Origin of the sequence: Methylobacterium sp. E-005 (genome assembly GCF_022829725.1) — a bacterium.
In the GTDB taxonomy this organism is placed as follows: Bacteria; Pseudomonadota; Alphaproteobacteria; order Rhizobiales; family Beijerinckiaceae; genus Methylobacterium.
This window is the reverse complement of the sequence record NZ_JAKSYG010000116.1, coordinates 1-20,337: the sequence shown is the minus strand read 5'-3', so window position 1 is coordinate 20,337 and position 20,337 is coordinate 1. Positions and strand designations below refer to the sequence as shown.

Annotated in this window: 22 protein-coding genes; 5 read left to right on the top strand and 17 right to left on the bottom strand. The window is 68.6% G+C overall.

The window, feature by feature from the left end; all coding sequences use genetic code 11:
- Nucleotides 1-197 precede the first annotated feature (197 nt).
- The 5 genes from MKK88_RS13975 to MKK88_RS13955 all read right to left on the bottom strand — a co-directional run bounded on the left by MKK88_RS13975 (nucleotide 198) and on the right by MKK88_RS13955 (nucleotide 4,083).
- Nucleotides 198-1,046, bottom strand: coding sequence for a 23S rRNA (adenine(2030)-N(6))-methyltransferase RlmJ (locus tag MKK88_RS13975; RefSeq protein ID WP_244000623.1), 849 nt, complete (start codon nucleotides 1,044-1,046; stop codon nucleotides 198-200).
- A gap of 57 nt (nucleotides 1,047-1,103) precedes the next feature.
- On the bottom strand, nucleotides 1,104-1,766 hold the full coding sequence (locus MKK88_RS13970; protein ID WP_244000620.1) for a ribonuclease T2: 663 nt from the start codon (nucleotides 1,764-1,766) through the stop codon (nucleotides 1,104-1,106).
- 2 nt (nucleotides 1,767-1,768) lie between these two features.
- Complete coding sequence (locus tag MKK88_RS13965; protein WP_244000619.1) at nucleotides 1,769-2,230, bottom strand: hypothetical protein; 462 nt, start codon at nucleotides 2,228-2,230, stop codon at nucleotides 1,769-1,771.
- A 497-nt stretch (nucleotides 2,231-2,727) separates the two neighbouring features.
- The gene (locus MKK88_RS13960) at nucleotides 2,728-2,991 is read right to left on the bottom strand and encodes a type II toxin-antitoxin system ParD family antitoxin (RefSeq protein ID WP_244000617.1); all 264 of its coding nucleotides are present in this window, start codon (nucleotides 2,989-2,991) and stop codon (nucleotides 2,728-2,730) included.
- 102 nt (nucleotides 2,992-3,093) lie between these two features.
- The gene (locus MKK88_RS13955) at nucleotides 3,094-4,083 is read right to left on the bottom strand and encodes an extensin family protein (RefSeq protein ID WP_244000677.1); all 990 of its coding nucleotides are present in this window, start codon (nucleotides 4,081-4,083) and stop codon (nucleotides 3,094-3,096) included.
- Nucleotides 4,084-4,192: 109 nt separating this feature from the next.
- On the opposite strand from MKK88_RS13955, the gene MKK88_RS13950 reads away from it, so the two are divergent.
- On the top strand, nucleotides 4,193-5,425 hold the full coding sequence (locus tag MKK88_RS13950) for an amidase (protein WP_244000615.1): 1,233 nt from the start codon (nucleotides 4,193-4,195) through the stop codon (nucleotides 5,423-5,425).
- Nucleotides 5,426-5,520: 95 nt separating this feature from the next.
- Here MKK88_RS13950 and MKK88_RS13945 read toward each other — a convergent pair whose 3' ends face one another.
- Nucleotides 5,521-6,666: an AI-2E family transporter gene (locus MKK88_RS13945; protein ID WP_244000614.1), complete on the bottom strand. Its 1,146-nt coding sequence runs from the start codon at nucleotides 6,664-6,666 to the stop codon at nucleotides 5,521-5,523.
- A 203-nt stretch (nucleotides 6,667-6,869) separates the two neighbouring features.
- Between MKK88_RS13945 and MKK88_RS13940 the strand changes: the two genes are divergently transcribed.
- The gene (locus MKK88_RS13940; RefSeq protein WP_244000612.1) at nucleotides 6,870-7,019 is read left to right on the top strand and encodes a hypothetical protein; all 150 of its coding nucleotides are present in this window, start codon (nucleotides 6,870-6,872) and stop codon (nucleotides 7,017-7,019) included.
- Nucleotides 7,020-7,025: 6 nt separating this feature from the next.
- On the opposite strand, the gene MKK88_RS13935 is transcribed toward MKK88_RS13940, so the two are convergent.
- On the bottom strand, nucleotides 7,026-7,493 hold the full coding sequence (locus MKK88_RS13935; protein WP_244000611.1) for a molybdenum cofactor biosynthesis protein MoaE: 468 nt from the start codon (nucleotides 7,491-7,493) through the stop codon (nucleotides 7,026-7,028).
- A 143-nt stretch (nucleotides 7,494-7,636) separates the two neighbouring features.
- Between MKK88_RS13935 and MKK88_RS13930 the strand changes: the two genes are divergently transcribed.
- Nucleotides 7,637-8,656 (top strand): gamma carbonic anhydrase family protein, encoded by a 1,020-nt coding sequence (locus tag MKK88_RS13930; protein ID WP_244000609.1) that lies wholly within the window; start codon nucleotides 7,637-7,639, stop codon nucleotides 8,654-8,656.
- A gap of 9 nt (nucleotides 8,657-8,665) precedes the next feature.
- Here MKK88_RS13930 and MKK88_RS13925 read toward each other — a convergent pair whose 3' ends face one another.
- From MKK88_RS13925 to MKK88_RS13880, 10 genes are all read right to left on the bottom strand, one after another.
- On the bottom strand, nucleotides 8,666-9,394 hold the full coding sequence (locus tag MKK88_RS13925) for an amino acid ABC transporter ATP-binding protein (protein ID WP_244000675.1): 729 nt from the start codon (nucleotides 9,392-9,394) through the stop codon (nucleotides 8,666-8,668).
- A 151-nt stretch (nucleotides 9,395-9,545) separates the two neighbouring features.
- Nucleotides 9,546-10,238, bottom strand: coding sequence for an amino acid ABC transporter permease (locus MKK88_RS13920; RefSeq protein ID WP_244000607.1), 693 nt, complete (start codon nucleotides 10,236-10,238; stop codon nucleotides 9,546-9,548).
- A gap of 51 nt (nucleotides 10,239-10,289) precedes the next feature.
- A complete protein-coding gene (locus MKK88_RS13915; protein ID WP_244000605.1) occupies nucleotides 10,290-11,012 on the bottom strand; it encodes an amino acid ABC transporter permease in 723 nt (240 codons plus the stop codon).
- An 83-nt stretch (nucleotides 11,013-11,095) separates the two neighbouring features.
- A complete protein-coding gene (locus MKK88_RS13910) occupies nucleotides 11,096-12,019 on the bottom strand; it encodes an amino acid ABC transporter substrate-binding protein (protein ID WP_244000603.1) in 924 nt (307 codons plus the stop codon).
- A gap of 396 nt (nucleotides 12,020-12,415) precedes the next feature.
- Entirely contained in the window at nucleotides 12,416-13,537 is a 1,122-nt protein-coding gene (locus MKK88_RS13905; RefSeq protein ID WP_244000601.1) for a branched-chain amino acid ABC transporter substrate-binding protein, read from the bottom strand.
- A 49-nt stretch (nucleotides 13,538-13,586) separates the two neighbouring features.
- Entirely contained in the window at nucleotides 13,587-13,955 is a 369-nt protein-coding gene (locus MKK88_RS13900) for a DUF6867 family protein (protein WP_244000673.1), read from the bottom strand.
- Between the two features lie 5 nt (nucleotides 13,956-13,960).
- Entirely contained in the window at nucleotides 13,961-14,758 is a 798-nt protein-coding gene (locus tag MKK88_RS13895) for an ABC transporter ATP-binding protein (protein ID WP_244000600.1), read from the bottom strand.
- Nucleotides 14,755-15,663 carry an ABC transporter ATP-binding protein gene (locus MKK88_RS13890; protein ID WP_244000598.1) on the bottom strand — a complete coding sequence of 303 codons (909 nt, stop codon included), beginning with the start codon at nucleotides 15,661-15,663 and terminating at the stop codon, nucleotides 14,755-14,757. Before MKK88_RS13890 ends, MKK88_RS13895 begins: the two co-directional genes overlap by 4 nt.
- A complete protein-coding gene (gene livM, locus MKK88_RS13885; protein WP_244000596.1) occupies nucleotides 15,663-17,057 on the bottom strand; it encodes a high-affinity branched-chain amino acid ABC transporter permease LivM in 1,395 nt (464 codons plus the stop codon). Before livM ends, MKK88_RS13890 begins: the two co-directional genes overlap by 1 nt.
- Nucleotides 17,057-17,974: an ABC transporter permease subunit gene (locus MKK88_RS13880; RefSeq protein WP_244000594.1), complete on the bottom strand. Its 918-nt coding sequence runs from the start codon at nucleotides 17,972-17,974 to the stop codon at nucleotides 17,057-17,059. The genes livM and MKK88_RS13880 overlap by 1 nt, the downstream gene beginning before the upstream one ends.
- 241 nt (nucleotides 17,975-18,215) lie before the next feature.
- Here MKK88_RS13880 and MKK88_RS13875 point away from each other — a divergent pair, with 241 nt between their 5' ends.
- Together MKK88_RS13875 and MKK88_RS13870 are read left to right on the top strand one after the other, a co-directional pair.
- Nucleotides 18,216-19,496, top strand: a complete 1,281-nt coding sequence (locus MKK88_RS13875; protein ID WP_244000592.1) for a dicarboxylate/amino acid:cation symporter — start codon at nucleotides 18,216-18,218, stop codon at nucleotides 19,494-19,496.
- Nucleotides 19,497-19,762: 266 nt separating this feature from the next.
- On the top strand, nucleotides 19,763-20,337 hold a 575-nt coding region (locus MKK88_RS13870; protein WP_244000590.1), incomplete at its 3' end, for a transporter substrate-binding domain-containing protein.

The following is a 20,337-nucleotide window of genomic DNA, read 5'->3' as shown; positions in this document are numbered from 1 at the left end:
TACGGTCAAGCTGACACCGACGCGTCCGGGGGACAAAATCAAACAAATGGCAATTGCATAGTTTTTGGGCATTTTCACATCCGCGCGATCAGTCATCTCCCAAATGTGTCTTTATCGCAACAAGGACATTCCGGGCTGCACCTTCTGCTTGCCGCTGGAACGAAACCTCTATCCGTTGATCGGCCAAAGCTGCTGAGTCAGGTGCTGGGGCCGATCGGGTCGCAGCGAAATCCTCCGAAGTCCTGTCGGGCCAAGCGTTCAGCGAGGGCCGGGAGAATCACGAGGGCTTCTTCGGCGAGGCGCCAGGGTGGATTGACGACGATCAGCCCGCTGCCGGTCAGGCGCGTCGGATCGTCCGGACGGTCGATCAGCAGGTCGAGGCGCAGTGCCGGGCGGGGCAGCGTGGTGGCGAGATCCCGAACCATGCGGTCCAGGGCGGCCGAGTCCTTGACCGGGTACCAGGCGAGGAACACGCCGGTCGGCCACTTCGCCACCGCCCGGGCGAGGTGGGCGCCGAGCCGATCGATCTCGCCGGGCACCTCGTAGGGCGGGTCGATCAGCACGAGGCCGCGCCGCTCGGGCGGCGGGATCTGGGCGTTGACCGCGGTCCAGCCGTCGAGACTCAGGACCTTCGTGCGCGGATCACGCTCGTAGCGCGCCCGCAAAGTCGCGGCGTCCGCCGGGTGCAGCTCGACGAACACGCCCTTGTCCCCGGGTCGCAGGGCTTCTCGGATCACCGCGGGTGAGCCGGGATAGGCGGTCGCACCACAGCGCGCCTGGACCGCCGCCACCGCGGCCCGGTAGGGGGCGAGCAGCGCTTCCACGGGCGGCGCGAAGGGCGCTTCCATCCGGCCCCAGCCGTCCCGCCACTCGCCGGTGCGGGACGCCTCGTCGGCCATGAGGTCGTAGACCCCGAGCCCCGCGAAGGCGTCGAGCGCCCGGAACGGCTTGTCCTTCAGGCGCAGGTGGTCGAGCACCCGCGCCAGGACGAGGTGCTTGAGCACGTCGGCGTGGTTGCCGGCGTGGAAGGCGTGCCGATAATTCATACGGTTGCCCTGAAGCGGATCCGGCGGCCCGGGTCCAGCGCCCAGAGCCGAAAAAGATCAGCGCGCGGCGTCGACGGTGATCTCAGGTGCGCGGCAATCGCCGCGGGCGACCTCGGGGCAGGGGGTAAAGCCCTTTAGGTCCTTGCCGAAGCAGATCCGGACCTCCTGCAGCTGTCCGCGCGCGCAGGTGACGGCCATCATGTCAGGGCGCAGGCCACGATTGGCCGCAACGAATTGCCGGGCGATCTCGATCGGCGCGAGCGTCTGGGGTGGGCCGCCGCCCTTGAGGGTCTCGGGGATTGTCACGGCCAGCCGGGCGTCCCGGGCGGCGGTGAAATAGGCCGCCGGGTCGAGGCCCGAGCAGGTGCCGTGCTTGCGCCACTCGTAGCGGGCCAGCCCCTCGCTCGGATAGACCTGCCCGGCCAGCGCGATCGCCTGCCGGGTCGGGGCGCGCACCACCGCGGAGCAGTTCTCGGGATAGCCCCGGCTGTATTGCGGCCACAGCCCGTGGACCACGAAGCCGAGCCCGCGGCCCGGCGCGCACTGGACATCGTCCCGACGCTCGCCCGCCCCGGCGCAGTAGGTCGGCGACCACGACAGGGCCAGCACGTAGAAGTCGAACTCGCCGGGGGTGCCGCGGCGGGCGAAGCCGCCGTAATCCTGGGCGGCGGCCGGCCCGGCGAGCAGCAGGACGGCGAGGCAGGCCGCGAGCCCACGCATGGTCAGGGACGCGCCATCCGGCAGGCGGTGGCGTAGGCGTAGGCCAAGTCGCGGTCGAGCCCGTGGACGCAGAACTCGACGCCCCAGGTCGCCCCGATGATGCCGAGGCTCTCGCGGACCGAATAGTCGACCTTGCGGCGCACACCGTCCGAGGTCGTCACGGTCGCGGTGCAGAACCGGCGCGGGTAGGTATCCAGCCCCCAGGGGCGCCACGCGGTGCGCTCGATCGTGTCGAAGGACAGGATCGTCATCGATGAATTCCAGAACTTCGCCTCCTTCTCGGCGAAGTTGGTCGAGACCCGCTCCAGCACCGAGGGGTCCTGGCAGCCGGGGATCTGCGCGTCGAACGGGAATTCCCGCTCTTCGGCGGGCTCGATATCCTCGCGCGCCGTGCGCGCCAGGGCCGGCTGGGCCAGGGCAAGGAGGGCCAGCCCAAGGGCGAGGCCGTGACGGATCGAACGCATGGCGCGAGCCTCGGCGGATGTACGGTCCTGCATCCCCGGACGATGGCTCGGCTGCGCCGCCAGTCAAGCTCCGGCGGGGGTGCGTCGGCGGTTTTGGCGGATGGTGCGGCGCGGCCGCTACACCACCGATGCGGCCTCGGCGACATTGAACAAAGCCGCACGGATCCGGTCACGATCTCCTCGGAGAAGGCAGCGCATGAGTGCCGGCCAGCTCACGACGTCGGCGGCATCCCGGTCGGGATACCGACTGCGGACACGGGCCAGTACGAAGCCGCCGTCCCTCACCCGATAGAACCGGACATGGTTGCCGAAGGGAAGCGGATTGCATCCGTGATTTCGGGGCGGTCCCGGCCGATGAGCGGGCGCTGGGCGAGACGGTTGAGCTTCGACCCGACCCGATCTGATCGAGCAGCCGGTCGGCCGCGTCAGGATCACCCTGCGCGACGGAGGTTCAGATCCGAAGCAGATCCTCCTCCGCACGCGGGCGCCGGAGGATCCTACTTACGGCCCACGGGAAGCGGCCGGCGGCGGCCTTCGGCTTTGACGGCCTCCAGATTTAATGGCTCGGCGACACCGCTCTCGAGACCCTCACGGATATCTCGCTGTAAAACCTCAAGCTCGGCCTGACGATGCTGCTCGCGCGCGGCGACAAGGCGAAGGCCATGACGTCGGACCTCGTCGACCGACGCGTAGCGCCCGCTCGCCACCAGAGCGCGTGCGAAGCTCTCGTCCTGGTCGTCCAGAGTGTAACGCCACGGCATAAGTCTCACGGAGAGACCGAGCGACTAGCCCATCACCCTGAAACCGGAACCGGGGCGATGGGCCTGCACAAAGAATGGACCCGCGAACGCGGCGTGTTCACCTCAGTAGATCGGCCCCGTGCTGGGCGCCGGCGCGCCGAGCTGAAGCGGCTCGTCGTAGGCCTGCTCCGCCTCCTCGGGGAGGGCGGTCGCGACATGCGGCGCGGGTCGGACCGGGGGCGCCGACGTGTAGGCCGTGGCCGCGGCAGGGCGCGCCGGGGCGCGGGCCACCTGCGTCGGGCTTGCCGCCTTCGACATCGGCGAGACGCCGTAGGGGTCATCCTCCTCGATATCCACCGGGGCCTGCGGGGCGGCGGGCTGGCGCGGCGGCGGGACAGGGCGGGACAGGGGCCGCTCGACGCCAGTGCCGAGTTGCGGCGTGAACTTGATCAGCGGCTGGCAGATCCGCCGCAAACCGCGCGGGTCATGGCGGGCGAGGTCCACGTGGATATGGTCGTAGTGGAACACGTTGGAGCCCGGCGCCAGCACCGTGGTGAAGCGCTGGCAGGCGCCCAGAAAGATCTCGCGCAGAAAACCCTGCTCGGCCTCGGTGCCGCGCCAGCCGCCCTTCACGGTGATGACGTGCCCATCGGCGAGCTTCACCGACATCAGGTCGACCGCGTTGCCAAAACCGTGCTCGGAGAGCTTGGCGCCCGGCTGATTGTTGCGGCCGCGGCAGGAATAGGAGCCCGCGTTGATCTCCGCCACGGGCACACCGAAATAGAGATTGGCGGCGGGCTGGATCGTGTCCGCGAGCCACGCCTCGGCCTCGGCCAGGGCCGGGCAGCCGAGCGTCATCCGCTGCTTGAGCACGACGGAGCCGCCGCCGAGCCGCGTCACCCGGAACGGCTGCTGCATGCCGCAGGGGCCGGGGCCATCCATCGCGGCCACCGGCGTGATGAACTCGGTGGGCTCCACCAGCTTCTTGGCCAGGCAGACCTGCTCCGCCTGATCGCGCCACGGATCGCGTCGCTCGAAATGGTTGATCGAGCACGCGGTGAGCCCCGCGCCGAACAGCGCCAGAGCCGATAGAAGGGATACGCCACGCCACATGACCCGGACGATGCGCACGGTCCCGTAAAGCGTTCGTCAACGCCGTTTCCCGAATGCCGCGCCCTGTGGCTCTGTTGACAGAGGCCCCCTCCGGAGCACTGAATACAAAATGCTTTCGCTCCTCGACCTCCGCGCCCGCATCGACGCCGGCACCCTGACGCCCACGGGCGCGATCGATCTCTGTCGGGCGGCGATCGCCGACCGAGAGCCGGAGTTGCACGCGTTCGTCACCCTCGACGGGGCGCCCGCGATCCTGGAGACGGGGCCGCTCGCCGGGATCGCGGTGGGCGTGAAGGACATCATCGACAGCGCAGGCCTGCCGACACAGATGGGCTCGTCGATCTACCAGGGCTGGCACCCGCGGGGGGATGCCGCCGTGGTGGCGCGGCTGAAGAGCCTCGGGGCGGTGGCACTCGCCAAGACCACAACCACGGCTTTCGCCAGCAGCGATCCGACCGCGACGGTCAATCCGCACGATCCGGGCCATACGCCCGGGGGCTCCTCGGCGGGATCGGCCGCGGCGGTCGGCGCCGGAATGCTGCCGCTGGCGCTCGGCACGCAGACGGCCGGCTCGGTGATCCGGCCCGCAAGCTATTGCGGCTGCGCGGCGGTGAAACCGTCGTTCCGGTTGATCCCGACCGTGGGGGTGAAGACGTATTCCTGGGCGCTCGACACAGTCGGCCTGTTCGCCGCCGGGGTCGCGGACGTTGCGCATGCCCTGGCGCTGGTGACGGGCCGGCCGCAGATCGAGGGGGCTGAGACGGGATCCGCGCCGCGCATCGGCCTCGTCCGGCAGGAATTCGCCGAGGCGCCCGAGCCGGAGGCCGAAGCCGCCCTGGCGCGCGCCCGGCAGGCGGCTGAGCGCGCCGGCGCGCGGCTGACCGACCTGATGCTTCCACCGGAGCTGGCCGAGGCCTGGGAGCGTCACCGAATCATCCAGAATTACGAGGGCCGGCTGGCGCTCGCCTGGGAGTACGATACGCAGGCCGGATCGCTGCCGCCCCTCGTCCGGGCGCATCTCGATGCAGGCGCGGCGATCGCACCGGCCGCGTATGACGATGCCCGCCGCCACGCCCACCGGGCCCGGCGGGTGCTGAAGGACCTGTTCGCCGGCTACGACGCGATCCTGACCTTCTCGGCCCCAGGGCCGGCCCCCGTGACGCTGGCTTCGACGGGGGATCCACGCTTCAACCAGCTCTGGACGCTGATGGGCGTGCCCTGCGTGAACGTGCCGGTGCCCGGCGACCGGTTGCCGATCGGCGTCCAGGTGATCGGCCGCTTCGGCGACGACGGACGGGCGCTCGCCGTGGCCCGAATGATCGAGGACGCCTTGCGCAACTGAGGGTTCCAGTCCAGCTCCCCAAAGAGCCTCGCCCTTTGGCGGGGTGTCGGGGCGGAGCCCCGACGATCTGGCTTCGCCCGAGCCCAGCAGGGCTTCTACGTGCTCGGCTGCTCGTGGAGGGTGTCCTCGACGTAGAGCTGTTCCAAGAGGACCTTGATCACCGCCATCAGCGGCAGCGCCAGGGCGATGCCCCAGAGGCCGAAGATCACGCCCAGGATCAGCTGCCCGGCGAAGATCGTGGCCGGAGGGATGTCGAGGGCGCGCTTCTGGATGAAGGGCGTCAGGCCGTAGCTCTCCAGGCATTGCACGGCGAGGTAGACGCCCACCGCGCCGATCACCGCCTTGGTGCCCGAGGCCAGCGCAGCCAGCACGATCACGAGGCCGGCCACGAGCGGACCGACCGTCGGCACGAAGGCGAGCAGACCCGCCTGGAGGCCGAGGATCAGCGCACCGCCGATGCCCAGGAAGGCCAATCCCGCCCAGGTGCACAGGAAGATCACCGCCATGATGATCAACTGGCCGAACAGCCAGTGCCGCAGGGTCTCGCCAGCTCCGTCGAGGACCTGGGACGCCCGCCAGCGCTTCTGCGGTGGCACGAACCGGACGACGCCATCGCGGTAAGCCTGCGGATCGGCCGCGAAGGCGAGCCCCAGGAAGGCGATGACCAGGAGGTTGCCCAGGGCATCGAACAGCCCCAGGATCACCGCGGCCGCCGGCCCCAGCACGCTGCCGGCATCCGAGACGATCGAACCGCTGCCCTTCAGGAGCCCGTTGGCGAGGCCGCCGAGCCCGCCCTCGCGCTGCCCGGATTCCGTCGAGCCGTCCTTGCCACCCCCCTGCGGCGCGAAGCTCGGCACGTCGATGCCGCGCTCGGAGAGCCAGTTGGTCACCGTCCCGGCCTGATCCTTGATCGTGGTGCCGAGGTCGCGCCCCTGCTGAACGATCGTGGCGCCGCCATAGCTGCCGAATCCGATGGCGACGGCGGCAACCGCGAGGCTGGCGATGGTCAGCCGCACGGCCCGGGGGAGAGGCAGGACATGCCCGATCCCACGCGTCAGCCCGTCCAGGAACACGCCGAGCAGCACGCCGGCGAAGATCAGGAGCAGCGTGCCCACCGACATCCAGGCGAGCGCCAGCGCCGCCGCGAAGCAGACGACCGCGATGCCGGAGGCGGCGAGCGGCGCCGCGCCGCGCCAGGGCCCGACCGGGCCTTCGAGATCCTGAATCTTTCTGTCCGACATCATCGCTCCCGCACCGCGGCCCCACGAACGCTGCGGTTCCACTCGGGTCAAGTGCGCCCGGCGCGGGATGTGCGCACGAAGCCCGGCCGTTTCCGCGTGGAACCCCGTGCTCTACCCCATCTTGCGTGGGACCGGAGGCCCGCTCGCGCGTTGGTTGCGGCTGCCCGGCCGATCCAGGCGCCGGTCCCTACAGGAGACACAGGATGAGTGATTATTACGGTGAGACACCGGTCCGTTCCCTGGGCCCCGGCCACACGGTCGACGGCGCCGATCAGCTCAGCAGCGTAGTCCTGATGGGCATCGCCATCGCGGGAGGTGCGCTCGCGGTGCTGCTCAACGCGCTGATCGTTTAAGTCCGGTCAGGACCAGCGGTCGGCTGCAGCGTCGTCCTGCGCGGTCGCCTCGACCCAGGCGCCGATGGTGCCGTCAGCGAGGTGCTCGCGTTTCCAGAAGGGCGCTCGCGTCTTGAGGTAGTCCATCAGGAAGCTCGCCGCCTCGAAGGCGGCGACCCGATGGCTCGACGCCGTGATCACCAGCACGATTCCGTCGCCCGGGCGCACGCGTCCGTAGCGGTGGATTACGCGCAGCGCCTGAAGCGGCCAGCGCGCCGCGGCCTCCGCGGCCACGCGGGACAGCTCTGCCTCGGCCATGCCGGGGTAATGTTCGAGTTCCAGGGACGCCAAGCGGCCGCCCTCGTCGCGGCACAGGCCCGAGAAGGTGACGACGGCGCCGGCCCGGCCGCCGAGATCGGCGGTGACGCGGGCGATCTCGGCCGCGGTGTCGAAGGACTCGGCCTGAATGGCGATGCTTGGGGCGGGCGCGCTCATCCCCCGGTCCATAGGGGTCGGGGACGGTCCCGGCCAGCCCCCTGCCTGTCACAGCGGCGCGTGCCTCTATATGACACGGTCTGCCGCGCCCCGCCGGCCCCGGGACGCGTAGCCCCTCGCCGGCGGTGGAGAAGGATATCCGCGTGACCCCCGAACTGATCCTGGCCTACGACGGCGTTCTGCCGGACTTCGCGAGCCGACCCGTCTGGTGCGGGCGCGGCAGTACGGTGATCGGCATGGCCCGCATCGGCGACCAGGCCTGGATCGGCGACGACGCCGTCATCCGGGCCGATGGACAGAGCATCATCCTCGGCGAGCGGTTCTGGCTCGGTCCGCGCTCCACCGTCCACATCGCCACCCAGGCGCGTGGGACGCAGGTCGGGGACCGCGTGACCGTCGGGCGCAACAGCGTCGTGCATGCCTGCACGGTCGGCTCGGATGTCGTGATCGAGGACGATGTTGTGATCCTCGACGGGGCGGAGATCGGCGACGGCGCGGTGATCGAGGCGGGCTCCACCGTCTTCCCGCGGTCGCAGCTGCCCGGCGGCTTCGCCTATGCCGGGAGTCCGGCCCGGCCGAAGCAACCCGTCAATCCCGACGACGTCGCCGAGCGTGCCGAGCGGCTGCGCGAGCGGATGGGCGAGGGACCGACCCCGCCCGCCGGAGATTCACCGGAGGTCGAGGCCAGCGTGTTCGTTGCCCGCACCGCGACGCTGCGGGGGCGTGTGAGCCTGGGTGCGGGGTCGAGCGTGCTGTTCTGCTGCGACCTCAATGCCGAGGCCGGGCCAATCGTGATCGGCGCCGACACCAACATCCAGGACAACACCGTCATCCGCACCCGCGGGGAGGGCGTGGTGATCGGGCGTGACACGACGATCGCCCACAACGTGCGGATCGCCGATTGCCGGATCGGTGCCCGGGCGCTCATCGGGATCGGCGCCGCGATCGCGCCCGGCACCCTGATCGCCGACGACGTGATGCTGGCCGCCGGCGCCACCACGGATCCCGGGCAGATCCTGGAGGCCGGCTATCTCTGGGGCGGCCGCCCGGCGCGGATCCTCGCGCCCCTCAATGCCGAGAAGCGCGCTACGATGATCCGCATCGTCGAGGGCTATTGCCGGCACGGGCGGGAATACCGGGCGGCGCAGGAGGCCCTGGGTTAGCCGTCCTGCCTAGTGCTGCAGGATCTTCGACAGGAAGGTCTGCGCCCGCTCGGACCGGGGGCTTCCGAAGAAGTCCTCCTTCTTCGCGTCCTCGACGATCTCGCCGCGGTCCATGAAGATCACCCGGTCGGCGACCTTGCGGGCGAAGCCCATCTCGTGGGTCACAACCATCATGGTCATGCCCTCCTTGGCGAGTTCCACCATCACGTCGAGCACCTCGCCGACCATCTCGGGGTCGAGGGCCGAGGTCGGCTCGTCGAACAGCATCACGACCGGGTTCATGGCGAGCGCCCGGGCAATCGCGACGCGCTGCTGCTGACCGCCGGAGAGCTGGCCCGGGAACTTCGTGGCGTGAGCGCCGAGGCCCACCCGGGCGAGCAGGTCGAGCCCGCGCTTCTTGGCGTCATCGGCGCTGCGGCCGAGCACCTTGCGCTGGGCGATGGTCAGGTTGTCGGTGATCGACAGGTGCGGGAACAGCTCGAAATGCTGGAACACCATGCCGACCCGCGAGCGGAGTTTCGGCAGGTTGGTCCCCTTGTCGACGACCTTGGTGCCCGCCACCGTGATCTGGCCCTTCTGGAAGGGCTCCAGGGCGTTGACGCACTTGATCAGGGTCGACTTGCCCGAGCCCGAGGGGCCGCAGACCACCACGACCTCGCCCTTGGCGACCTTGGTGGTGCAGTTCGTCAGCACCTGGAAGTCGCCGTACCATTTGCTGATGTTGTCGATGGCGATCATCGTCTCGCCGGGCGCCGCCGCGGGCACGCCGGAGACGAGATGGCCCGGCTGAAGGCCGGCATCCGCCGGCGCATAGGCCGCGTCGGCGGCGGGCTCGGCGGCGTGCGGGGCCGGCATCGGGGACGAGGTCATACGCGGTCTCCAGTGTCGGTCAGCGGATGATGGCCACGCGGCGCTGCAGGCGGCGCACCAGGAACGAGGCCGAGAAGCAGATCACAAAGTAGACGATCGCCGCGAAGATATACATCTCGACGAGGCGGCCGTCGCGCTGGGCCACCTTCGAGGCGGCGCCCATGAAGTCTGTCAGCGAGAGCACGTAGACCAGCGAGGTATCCTGGAACAGAACGATCGTCTGGGTCAGCAGCAGCGGCAGCATGTTGCGGAAGGCCTGGGGCAGGACGACGTTGCCCATGGTCTGCCAGTAATTCATCCCCAACGCCTGCGCGGCGGCGGTCTGCCCCTTGGGGATCGACTGGATGCCCGCCCGCATGATCTCCGAGAAGTAGGCCGCCTCGAAGGCCATGAAGGTGATCAGCGCCGACGGGAAGGCGCCGACCTGGATCGGTGTCGAAGAGCCGGTCACGTAGGCGCCGATATACGGCATCAGGAAGTAGAACCAGAAGATCACCAGAACCAACGGCAGCGAGCGGCACAGCTCGACATAGCCCTTTGCGAACTGGGTGAGGCCGGGCACGCCCGAAAGCCGCGCCATGGCCAAGAGCGTGCCGATGATCACGCCGCCCACGGCCGCCATGGCGGTGAGCGTCACGGTGAAGACCATGCCCTGCCCGAACAGGTAGGGCAGAGACTGGACGATGACGGAGAAGTCGAAGTTCGAGAGCATCGGCGCCTGTTCGCGGTGGCCGTCGGGCGGGGAAGCGGGGGCGGGCTGTCCTCAGCGCTGGCCGGGGATGGCGACCGCCTTCTCCAGGAAGGTCGCCGCCGTGACGACCACGAGGTTGATGACCACGTACAGCACCGTCGCAGCCGTGAAGGCCTCGAACACCTGGAAGGAGAATTCCTGCATCGAGCGCGCCCGGGCGGTCAGCTCCAAGAGTCCGATGGTCAGCGCCACGGACGTGTTCTTCAGGTTGTTGAGGAATTCCGAAGTCATCGGCGGCAGGATGATCCGGTAGGCGTTCGGCAGCAGCACGTAGCGGTAGGTCTGGTAGGTGGTGAAGCCCATCGCGGTGCCGGCCATGCGCTGGCCCCGGGGCAGCGCCTGGATGCCGGCGCGGACCTGCTCGGCCACGCGCGAGGCGGTGAAGAAGCCCAGGCACACCACCGCCGTATAGAACGGCGCGTCGGGCAATTGCTTGATCGCGTCGCCGAGCCGGGTCGGCACGATCTCCGGCAGCACGAAGTACCAGAGGAACATCTGCACCAGCAGCGGCACGTTGCGGAACAGTTCGACATAGGCCGTGCCGATCGCATTCGCCGGCTTCGACGGCAGGGTGCGCAGCACGCCGATCAGCGAGCCTAGGAAGAACGCGATGATCCACGAGCAGAGCGCGGTGGCGATCGTCCACAGGAGCCCCGACAGCAGCATGTCGAGATACGTGCCGTTGCCCTCGGGCGAGGCATCGAAGAAGATCCGCCAGTTCCAGTTGTAGTTCATCGCGCTGCTTCTACCGTGAACCTATAGAGACGCACCGTGAGCCGGAGCCCACGGTGCGCGTCGTCGCCGTTGGCGTGCCGATCTCAGTAGGCCGCCGGATCAGGGCTGGCGATCGGGGTGGTGAACTGCTTCTTCATCTCCGCGCTCATCGGCAGGTTGAGGTTGATGTTGCGCGGCGGGATCGGCTGCGTGAACCACTTGTCGTAGAGCGCCTTGCCCTCGGGGCTCGTGTAGAGCTTGGCGGTGGCGTCGTCCGCAACCTTCTTGAACTCCGTGTCGTCCTTGCGCAGCATGATGCCGTAGGGCTCGGGCTTCGACAGGGCCTCGGTGGAGATCTCGTAGGCCGAGGGGTCCTTCGACGAGGCGGCGAGCGAGGCGAGCAGCACGTCGTCCATCACGAAGGCGGCGGCGCGGCCGGTCTCGACCATCAGGAACGCCTCGGCGTGGTCCTTGGCCGGCAGGATCGTCAGGCCGAGCTTGCGCTCCGTGTTGGCCTCGTTGATCTGCTTGATGTTCGTGGTGCCCGAGGTCGACACGACGGTCTTACCCTTCAGGTCCTCGATCGTGTGCAGGTTGGCGGACTTCTTCGAGACGTAGCGGGTCGCGGTCAGGAAGTGCGAGTTGGTGAACCACACCTGCTTCTCGCGCTCGGCGTTGTTGGTGGTCGAGCCGCACTCGAGGTCGATCGTGCCGTTGGCCATCAACGGGATGCGGGTGGCGGAGGTGACCGGGTTCAGCTTCACCTCAAGGTTCGGGAGGTTGAGCTTGGCCTTCACGGCGTCGGCGATCTTGTAGCAGATGTCCATCGCGTAACCGACCGGCTTCTGGTCGCCGCCGAGATACGAGAACGGCACGGACGCGTCCCGGTAGCTGATGACGATGGCGTTGGAATCCTTGACCTTCTTGAGGGTGCCGGTCATCTCCTGCGCCCGCAGACTCAAGGGGGCGAGGGCGAGGGTCAGACCCAGCGCCGCGGCAACGCCGCGGCGAGCGATATCAGACTGCATCGGTACGGAACTCCTGGATCGGGCCGAACGGTGTCGGCTGGCGGCTGGACCTGCGGGCCCGCCCGCTCGGGCGATGCCTTTGCAATGATGGTGCCGGGAGGCGGGTCGAGGCGCCGCGCGCAAACGCGGCCAAATACCGACAGGGCGCGGCCAAGCTTGTGACCTCGTCCGAAGACGCGCTCCCTGTCCCCCGCATGGCCTCCTCCGTGACGTCGAGCCGGCTCGCCGCTCGCGCCGGCGGCATCATGCACACTTCTTAGGCGTGCGCACGGGGTCTTGGGGGCGTATCCGCCATCAAAGCTGACGAATTCACCGCGTCTCAAACGACGACGCCGCCCCACGGCGTGATGCGGAGCGGCGTCGGACGGTGTGACGGGACAGCAGAACGCCCGCGTTTTACTTCGTCAGCTCGTTGCCGGTGTAGTCGATCTTGCCGTCGGCGCCCTTCTTCCACTCGTACATCACGTAATCCGGTCGGGTGATGTCGCCCTTCTTGTCGTAGGCGATCGGGCCGACCACGGTGTCCACCGCCTTGCCCTGGTGCAGCCAGTCCGCGAGCTTCTTGCCGTCGCTGGAGCCGGTCTCAGCCATGGCCTTCGCCAGCACCTGAACGGCCGCGTAGGAGTAGAGGGTGTAGCCCTCGGGATCGATGTTTTTCGCCTTGAAGGCGGCGAGCGCCGCTTTGGCGTTCGGGTTCTTGCGGGCGTCCGGCGGGAAGGTGGTCAGCGTGCCCTCGGCGGCCGGGCCGGCGATCGCCACGAGTTCGCGGTCGACCATGCCGTCACCGCCCATCATCGGCGCCTTCAGGCCCTGGTCGCGCATCTGGCGCAGGATCAGGCCGGCCTCGGTGTAGTAGCCGCCGAAATAGACCACGTCGACATTGGCCGACTTCAGCTTGGAGACGAGGGCCGAATAGTCCTTCTCGCCCGGGTTGATGCCCTCGTACATCACGTCCTTGCCGCCCTTGGCCTTGAGGGCCTTCAGGGTCTCGTCGGCCAGACCCTTGCCGTAGGGGGTCTTGTCGTGGACGAAGGCGATCTTCTTCCCCTTGAAGTGATCGGCGAGGTAGGTGCCGGCCACCGCGCCCTGCTGGTCGTCGCGGCCGCAGGTGCGGAAGGTGTTCCACATGCCGCGCTCGGTGAACTTCACGTTCGTCGAGGCGGGGGTGACCTGGATGATGCCGGCGTCGAGATAGACGTCGGAGGCCGGGATCGAAACGCCCGAGTTGTAGTCGCCGACCACCATCTTCACGCCGTCGCTGGCGAACTTGTTGGCCACCGAGACGCCCTGCTTCGGATCGGAGGCGTCGTCGCCGACCGTGACCGAGAGCGTCGTGCCCTTGAGCGTGCCGGCCTTGTTGAGGTCCTCGACCGCCTGGCTCGCACCGTTCTTGAGCTGCGCGCCGATGGCGGCGCTGTTGCCGGTGATCGGCGCGGCGATGCCGAGCTTGACGTCGGCGGCCTGCGCCCCGGCCATCATGGCGCCGAGGGCGAGCCCGGCCAGCAGAATCGATCTCATCGCGTACTTCCCCTTATCGTCAGGACCGCACGTGCGGATCCGGCCGCACTCATCGGACCCCGCCCGCCTCCGGCGCCCGTTCGCGCCACGTCAGCGGAGAGGTCTTCTCGTAGAGCCAGCGGTACTGGCTCGTCATCTGGCGCGTCCGCGTGTAGCGGAAGCCCGCCGCGCCGATGATCATGACCACGAGCGCGTCGACCGCATAGTAGTGCAGCGACAGCAGCGTGCCCGAAAACAGGGCATAGTGGATGAAGCGCACGGCGGCCGCCACGAGGAGCAGCGCCAAAGCGCATTGCCAGAACGGCCGCCAGCCCCGGGCGATGCCGCGCGCGGCCATCCAGCCGGCCCAGCCACCCATCACCACGGTGACGAGCAGGAACAGCCACGCCGATTCCTCCTCGAACACGACGCCCTGCAGCATGCTCATGCCCCGACCGGGCCGGCATGGCCCCCCTCCAGATAGGCGGCCTGGACGTTCGGATCGTCCAGGAGCGCACGGCCCGTGCCGCTCATCGTGACCCGGCCGTTGACCAGCACGTAGCCCCGGTGGGCGAGCTTCAGGGCGTGGTAGGCGTTCTGCTCGACGAGGAAGATCGTCATGCCGTCGGTCCGGTTCAGCTCCCGGATCGCGTCGAAGATGCCCTTCACGACCAGCGGCGCGAGGCCGAGGGACGGCTCGTCGAGGAGCAGCAGGCGCGGGCGGCTCATCAGCGCCCGGGCGATCGCCAGCATCTGCTGCTCGCCCCCCGACATGGTGCCGGCGCGCTGGTTCAGGCGCTCCTTCACCCGGGGGAACAGGACGCAGACCTTTTCCAGATCCTCGGCGAAGAAGCGCCCGTCATGGAGCGCCGCGCCCATCTGGAGGTTCTCGTAGACGCTCATGCGCGGGAAGACCCGCCGGCCCTCCGGCGACTGGGCGATGCCGAGCCGGGCGATGGCGTGGGTCAGCATCCGGGTGATGTCGCGCCCGTCATAGGTGATCGTCCCCGAGCGCGCCTGCGGGCTGCCGAAGATCGTCATCATCAGGGTCGACTTGCCGGCGCCGTTGGCACCGATCAGCGTGACGATCTCGCCCTCGGCCACGTCCAGATCGACGCCCCGGAGCGCGGCGACGCTGCCGTAATAGGTCGAGACGTCGCGCACCGCGAGGAGCGGCGGCTTCTGGCCCGCCTGGATCGCCCGGGTCTCCTCGACCAGAACGTTGATGCCGGCGACGCTCATGCCGGGGCTCCCGTATGGGCGCCGTCGCCGTGCGGCACGCTGATCCCGACCTCGGCCTCCACGGCCTCCACCTCCTCGTCCTCGACGCCGAGATAGGCGGCGATCACCTTCGGATCGCTGCGGACCTCGGCGGGGGTGCCGTCGGCGATCTTCTGGCCGTAATCGAGCACCACCACGTGGTCGGAGATCTCCATCACCACCGACATGTCGTGCTCGATCAGCAGGACCGAGGTGTCGTGCGCGTCGCGGATGTGGCGCAGGAGCCCGTTCAGCTCCGCCGATTCCCGGGGGTTGAGGCCCGCCGCCGGCTCATCGAGGCAGAGCAGAACTGGATCGGTGCACATGGCCCGGGCGATCTCCAGACGCCGTTGCGCGCCGTACGGCAGGGCACCGGCCGGATCGTCCGCCCGCTCCATCAGGTCGATCCGCGTCAGCCACGCCTTGGCGCGCTCGATCGCGGCGTCCTGCGCGTCCCGGAAACCCTTCAGGCCGAGGAGCCCGAGGATCGTATAGCCGGAGGCGCGCATCAGCGGCTTGTGCTGGGCGACCAGAAGATTCTCCAGCACCGTCATGCCCTGGAACAGGCGGATGTTCTGGAAGGTGCGCGCCACCCGGGCGGTGCGGTTCACCTCGTGGTTCGGCAGCCGCTCCAGGAGGTGCGTGGTGCCGTCCGCGTGCGCCAGGGTCAGCATGCCCTCGGTCGGCTTGTAGAAGCCGGTGATGCAGTTGAACACGGTGGTCTTGCCGGCCCCGTTCGGGCCGATCAGCGCGGTGATGTCGCCGCGCTTCGCCTCGAAGGACAGGTCGGAGACGGCCACCAGCCCGCCGAACCGCATGGTGAGATGCTCGACGGTGAGCACCGGCGGGGTCGCGGCCGCCGCCCGGAGATCCGGATGCGTCGCCATCAGCCGTGCCCCTCGCTGACATGGGCGCCCGAGACGGCGCGGCGCTCGCCGAGCGAGACCGAGGGCAGCCGCACCGAGATCAGCCCGCGGGGCCGCCAGACCATCATGGCGACCATGGCGAGGCCGAACAGGAGCAGGCGGTACTCGTTGGGGTCGAAGCCCTCGCCGAACACGGCCTTGAGGAAGCCGAGGTTGCGCAGCATCTCCGGCCCGCCGACCATCGCCACCGCGGCGATCGCGACGCCGACCTGGCTGCCCATGCCGCCGAGCACCACGATCGCCAGGATGATGGCGCTCTCCAGAAAGTTGAAGCTCTCCGGGCTGATGAAGCCCTGGCGCACCGCGAAGAACGAGCCCGCGAAGCCGCCGAAGGCCGCGCCCAGGGCGAAGGCGGTGAGCTTCACCGCCGTCGTGTTGATGCCGAGCGAGCGGCAGGCGATCTCGTCCTCGCGCAGGGCCTCCCAGGCCCGTCCGATCGGCAGGCGGCGCAGGCGCAGGGTGACGAAGTTGGTGATCAGGGCGAGCGCCAGGATCAGGTAGTAGAGAAACACCAGCCGGTGCATCGAATCGTACGGGATGCCGAAGGTCGCGGCGAACCCGTCGTCGCCCGCCGTGAACGGGATCCCGAAGAAGGTCGCGCGCGGGATCGACGAGATGCCCGCGCCGCCCCCGGTCACGTCGGTCCAGTTGATCAGCACGAGGCGGATGATCTCGCCGAAGGCGAGCGTCACGATGGCGAGGTAGTCGCCGCGCAGGCGCAGGACGGGGAAGCCCAGGATCATCCCCCACAGGCCGGCGAACAGCCCGGCGAGCGGCAGGCAGACCCAGAAGGACAGGCCGAAGGTGGTCGAGAGCAGCGCGTAGGAATAGGCTCCGACCGCATAGAAGGCGACGTAGCCGAGGTCGAGCAGCCCCGCGAGCCCGACCACGATGTTCAGGCCCCAGCCAAGCATCACGTAGGTCAGGATCAGGATGCCGAGGTCGATCCAGTAGCGCGCCGAGGACAGGCCGCCGGTGGCGAGCGCCGCGAGGATCGGCAGCGTCAACGCGATGGCGATGAACGCGTAGAGCCCGACCTTCGAGGTCTTCTGCCCGGCATCCGGCTCGCCGTGGACCGCCTCTGTGGCCTGGGCCGGGGAGGGGGTCAGCGCCCGGCGCGCGTCCCGGCGCAGCAGCACCAGCCTTTGCACGATCCGGGCGACGAAGATCGCCGCGCAGAGCGCCGCCACCAGACCCCAGCGCGGCACGAGCACCAGCTCGGTGCCCGGGCCGGGATCGGTGCGATAGGCGATGAGCGGCACGCACAGGCCGAAGGTGACGAGGGCGTAGAGGGCGGCGTCGCGCAGGATGCCGGCCATCGCGGAGCCGGGGAGGGCAGTCTGCGGGGCGGCCATCAGACTTTCTCGACCTCGGGCCGCCCCAGGATGCCCGAAGGCATGAAGATCAGCACGATCGCCAGGATCGAGAAGGCGGCGACGTCCTTGTACTCGATCGAGAAGTAGGCGGACCAGAAGGTCTCGATCAGCCCGATGATCAGGCCGCCCAGCACTGCGCCCGGCAGGGAGCCGATGCCGCCGAGCACCGCCGCGGTGAACGCCTTCACGCCGGGCACGAACCCGTCCGAGAACGACACTACGCCGTAATACATCAGGTAGAGGACGCCCGCGACCGCCGCCAGGGCGGCGCCGAGCACGAAGGTCAGCGAGATCGTCCGATCGACGTCGATCCCGAGGAGGGCGGCCATCTTGCGGTCCTGCTCGCAGGCGCGCTGGGCGCGGCCGAAGGGCGTGCGCTGCACGAGATACCAGAAGCCAGTGAGCAGCACGGCGGTCACCGCCATGATCAGCACCTGCTTCCAAGCCAGGAACACCGCGTAGCCGTCGCGCTCGAACAGGGTGATGCCGCCTGAGAACATCGGCGGGGTCGGCTTGTTGCGCGCGCCCTGCACGACCTGCACGAAGTTCGACAGGAAGATCGAGACGCCGATCGCCGAGATCAAAGGCGCCAGCCGGAACGAGCCGCGCAGGGGCCGGTAGGCGACGCGCTCGATCGCCCAGCCCCACAGGGCCGTGAGCACCATGGCGACCACCAGCACCACCAGGAAGGCCAGCGCGATCGAGCTGATTCCGAGCCAGACCGTCAGCAGCAGGAAGGTGATCAGCGCGATGAAGCAGGAGACCATGAAGACGTCGCCATGGGCGAAGTTCACCATGCCGATGATGCCGAACACCATCGTGTAGCCGATCGCGATCAGGCCGTAGATCGAGCCGAGCGTCAGCCCGTTGATGAGCTGCTGTACGAAGACGTCCATGTACTCTCGCGCGCCGTAGGTTCGAGGCTGCCTACTGAGACAGCAGGCAGCTTGGCAGGGCAAGACCCGTACCGCAGCCGTAGCATGCCGGCCACCGGTTTCATCCCCGCGCAAGCGTCGCGCGAAAACAGTCGAAGATACCAGTAACGGCGCCACTCAGGGCTTGCGCATGGCGCAGTTCGTGCTTCACGTTAACGAACTGTAATGCTTGCTCATCCCGAGCCCAGGCAGGAGCCGTCCGATGACAGGTTCACGACTCACGACGATGATCTTCGTCGGCATGCTCCTGGGGATCGCGGTGGGCTATGCCTGCAGCATCACGTGGCCCGATCCGCAAACGGCGAAGGAGATCGCCGGTTACATTGCGCTGATTTCCGACGTGTTCCTGCGCCTCATCAAGATGATCATCGCCCCGCTGGTATTCTCGACCCTGGTGGTGGGCATCGCGCATCTCGGGGACACGGCCGCGGTGGGCCGGGTCGGCGGCAAGGCGCTGCTCTGGTTCGTCGGCGCCTCGTTCTGCTCGCTGATGCTGGGGCTGATCCTGGTGAATCTCATGCAGCCGGGGATGAACCTGAACCTGCCGCTGCCCGATGTCGGTGCCGGCACGGGGCTCAAGACCGCCTCGCTCTCGCTCAAGGAGTTCGTCACCCACCTCGTGCCCAAGAGCGCCGTGGAGGCGATGGCCAACAACGAGATCCTGCAGATCGTGGTGTTCTCGATCTTCTTCGGCGTGGCGCTCGCTGCGCTCGGCGAGAAGGGGCACTTCCTGGCCAAGGGCATCGAGGGCGTGGCCGACGTCATGCTGAAGGTGACGGGCTACGTCATGATGTTCGCCCCCGTGGCGGTCTTCGCCGCGATCGCCGCGACGATCACCACGCAGGGCATCGGCGTGCTGATCACCTACGGCAAGTTCCTGATCGAGTTCTACATCGGGCTCGCGGTGCTCTGGGCGCTGCTGATGGGCGTCGGCTTCCTGCTGCTCGGGGGCGGCGGCATCGTGCGGCTCATCAACCTGATCAAGGAGCCCTTCGTGCTCGCCTTCTCGACCGCGTCGAGCGAGGCGGCCTATCCGAAGATGCTGACGAACCTCGAACAGTTCGGCGTACCCAACCGCATCACCTCGTTCGTGCTGCCGATGGGCTATTCGTTCAACCTCGACGGCTCGATGATGTACTGCACCTTCGCGGTGATGTTCATCGCCCAGGCCTACAACATCCCGCTGACCTGGGGTCAGCAGCTCACCATGCTGTTCCTGCTGATGGTGACCTCGAAGGGCATGGCGGGCGTGCCGCGCGCCTCGCTGGTGGTCATCTCGGCGACGCTGACGCAGTTCAACATCCCGGAGGCGGGGCTGCTGCTGATCATCGGCATCGACCAGTTCCTCGACATGGGCCGCTCGGCCACCAACGTGCTGGGCAACAGCGTCGCCACGGTGGCGGTGGCCAAGTGGGAGGGGCAGCTCACCGCCACCGACCAGCGGCTGGATCATGTGGGGACCGTGGTGTCGCCGGCGGAGTAGCGGCGAGATCGTCGAAGCCGGTTTCGCGGATCGGCGTCCCCTGATGGGCGTCGCAGAACGGCCATCCCACCCATTCCCGCATCCTGAGGTGACCGCGGAGCGGGCCTCGAAGGAGCGCCCCAGGGACCGCAGTGCTGACCGGAGGGCTCCTTCGAGGCCTCCGTTGCACTCCGGCACCTCAGGATCAGGGGGTGGGTCGGAGAATCCCGGCTCCGGGCGCTCTCGCGTGCGGCGTGGCTTGTGTGGTGCACCTCGGAGGCTGGGTGATGACGATGCGGCTCGTCGCGGTTCTAATCCTGGCGCTGGCGACGACGCCCGCTTCCGCCATCGAGGTGCTGACCGGCACGCTCAAGAGCGTCGCCGAGCGCGGCGAGATCGTGCTCGGTTATCGCGCGAGTTCGGTGCCGTTCTCCTTCGTGGAGGGCAAGAATCCGGACGGCAGCCCGAGGGCGATCGGCTACGCCCTCGACCTGTGCGGCGAGATCGCCGACGACGTCCAGGCGGCGATCGGCCGGCCTGTGAAGATCCGCTACGCGCCGGTCACCGCCGAGACCCGTATCGAGGCAGTCGCCTCCGGCAGGATCGACCTCGAATGCGGCTCGACCACCGCCAATGCCGAGCGGCGCAAACAGGTGGCCTTCTCGCCGGTGGATTACATCAGCGCGACGCAGCTCCTGGTGAAGCGGGGCTCGGGCATCGCGTCCTACCGCGACCTCGGCGGCAAGACCGTGGTGGTCACCGCCGGCACCACCAACGAGAAAGCCGTGCGCGACCAGCTCGCCCGCCTGAAGATCGACGCGCAGGTGGTGACGGCACCGGATCACGCCGCCTCCTACGCGAT

Excerpts from the sequence above, each read along its gene's own strand:
- MKK88_RS13890 (WP_244000598.1), bottom strand. The coding sequence starts at position 15,663 with ATGGCGACGCATCCGGATCTCCGGGCGGCGGCCGCGACCCCGCCGGTG.
- MKK88_RS13975 (WP_244000623.1), bottom strand. The coding sequence starts at position 1,046 with ATGAATTATCGGCACGCCTTCCACGCCGGCAACCACGCCGACGTGCTC.
- MKK88_RS13955 (WP_244000677.1), bottom strand. The coding sequence starts at position 4,083 with ATGTGGCGTGGCGTATCCCTTCTATCGGCTCTGGCGCTGTTCGGCGCG.
- MKK88_RS13925 (WP_244000675.1), bottom strand. The coding sequence starts at position 9,394 with ATGATCGCCATCGACAACATCAGCAAATGGTACGGCGACTTCCAGGTG.
- MKK88_RS13950 (WP_244000615.1), top strand. The coding sequence starts at position 4,193 with ATGCTTTCGCTCCTCGACCTCCGCGCCCGCATCGACGCCGGCACCCTG.
- MKK88_RS13875 (WP_244000592.1), top strand. The coding sequence starts at position 18,216 with ATGACAGGTTCACGACTCACGACGATGATCTTCGTCGGCATGCTCCTG.
- MKK88_RS13940 (WP_244000612.1), top strand. The coding sequence starts at position 6,870 with ATGAGTGATTATTACGGTGAGACACCGGTCCGTTCCCTGGGCCCCGGC.
- MKK88_RS13910 (WP_244000603.1), bottom strand. The coding sequence starts at position 12,019 with ATGCAGTCTGATATCGCTCGCCGCGGCGTTGCCGCGGCGCTGGGTCTG.
- MKK88_RS13880 (WP_244000594.1), bottom strand. The coding sequence starts at position 17,974 with ATGGACGTCTTCGTACAGCAGCTCATCAACGGGCTGACGCTCGGCTCG.
- MKK88_RS13935 (WP_244000611.1), bottom strand. The coding sequence starts at position 7,493 with ATGAGCGCGCCCGCCCCAAGCATCGCCATTCAGGCCGAGTCCTTCGAC.
- livM (WP_244000596.1), bottom strand. The coding sequence starts at position 17,057 with ATGGCCGCCCCGCAGACTGCCCTCCCCGGCTCCGCGATGGCCGGCATC.
- MKK88_RS13915 (WP_244000605.1), bottom strand. The coding sequence starts at position 11,012 with ATGAACTACAACTGGAACTGGCGGATCTTCTTCGATGCCTCGCCCGAG.
- MKK88_RS13920 (WP_244000607.1), bottom strand. The coding sequence starts at position 10,238 with ATGCTCTCGAACTTCGACTTCTCCGTCATCGTCCAGTCTCTGCCCTAC.
- MKK88_RS13965 (WP_244000619.1), bottom strand. The coding sequence starts at position 2,230 with ATGCGTTCGATCCGTCACGGCCTCGCCCTTGGGCTGGCCCTCCTTGCC.
- MKK88_RS13905 (WP_244000601.1), bottom strand. The coding sequence starts at position 13,537 with ATGAGATCGATTCTGCTGGCCGGGCTCGCCCTCGGCGCCATGATGGCC.
- MKK88_RS13960 (WP_244000617.1), bottom strand. The coding sequence starts at position 2,991 with ATGCCGTGGCGTTACACTCTGGACGACCAGGACGAGAGCTTCGCACGC.
- MKK88_RS13895 (WP_244000600.1), bottom strand. The coding sequence starts at position 14,758 with ATGAGCGTCGCCGGCATCAACGTTCTGGTCGAGGAGACCCGGGCGATC.
- MKK88_RS13945 (WP_244000614.1), bottom strand. The coding sequence starts at position 6,666 with ATGTCGGACAGAAAGATTCAGGATCTCGAAGGCCCGGTCGGGCCCTGG.
- MKK88_RS13970 (WP_244000620.1), bottom strand. The coding sequence starts at position 1,766 with ATGCGTGGGCTCGCGGCCTGCCTCGCCGTCCTGCTGCTCGCCGGGCCG.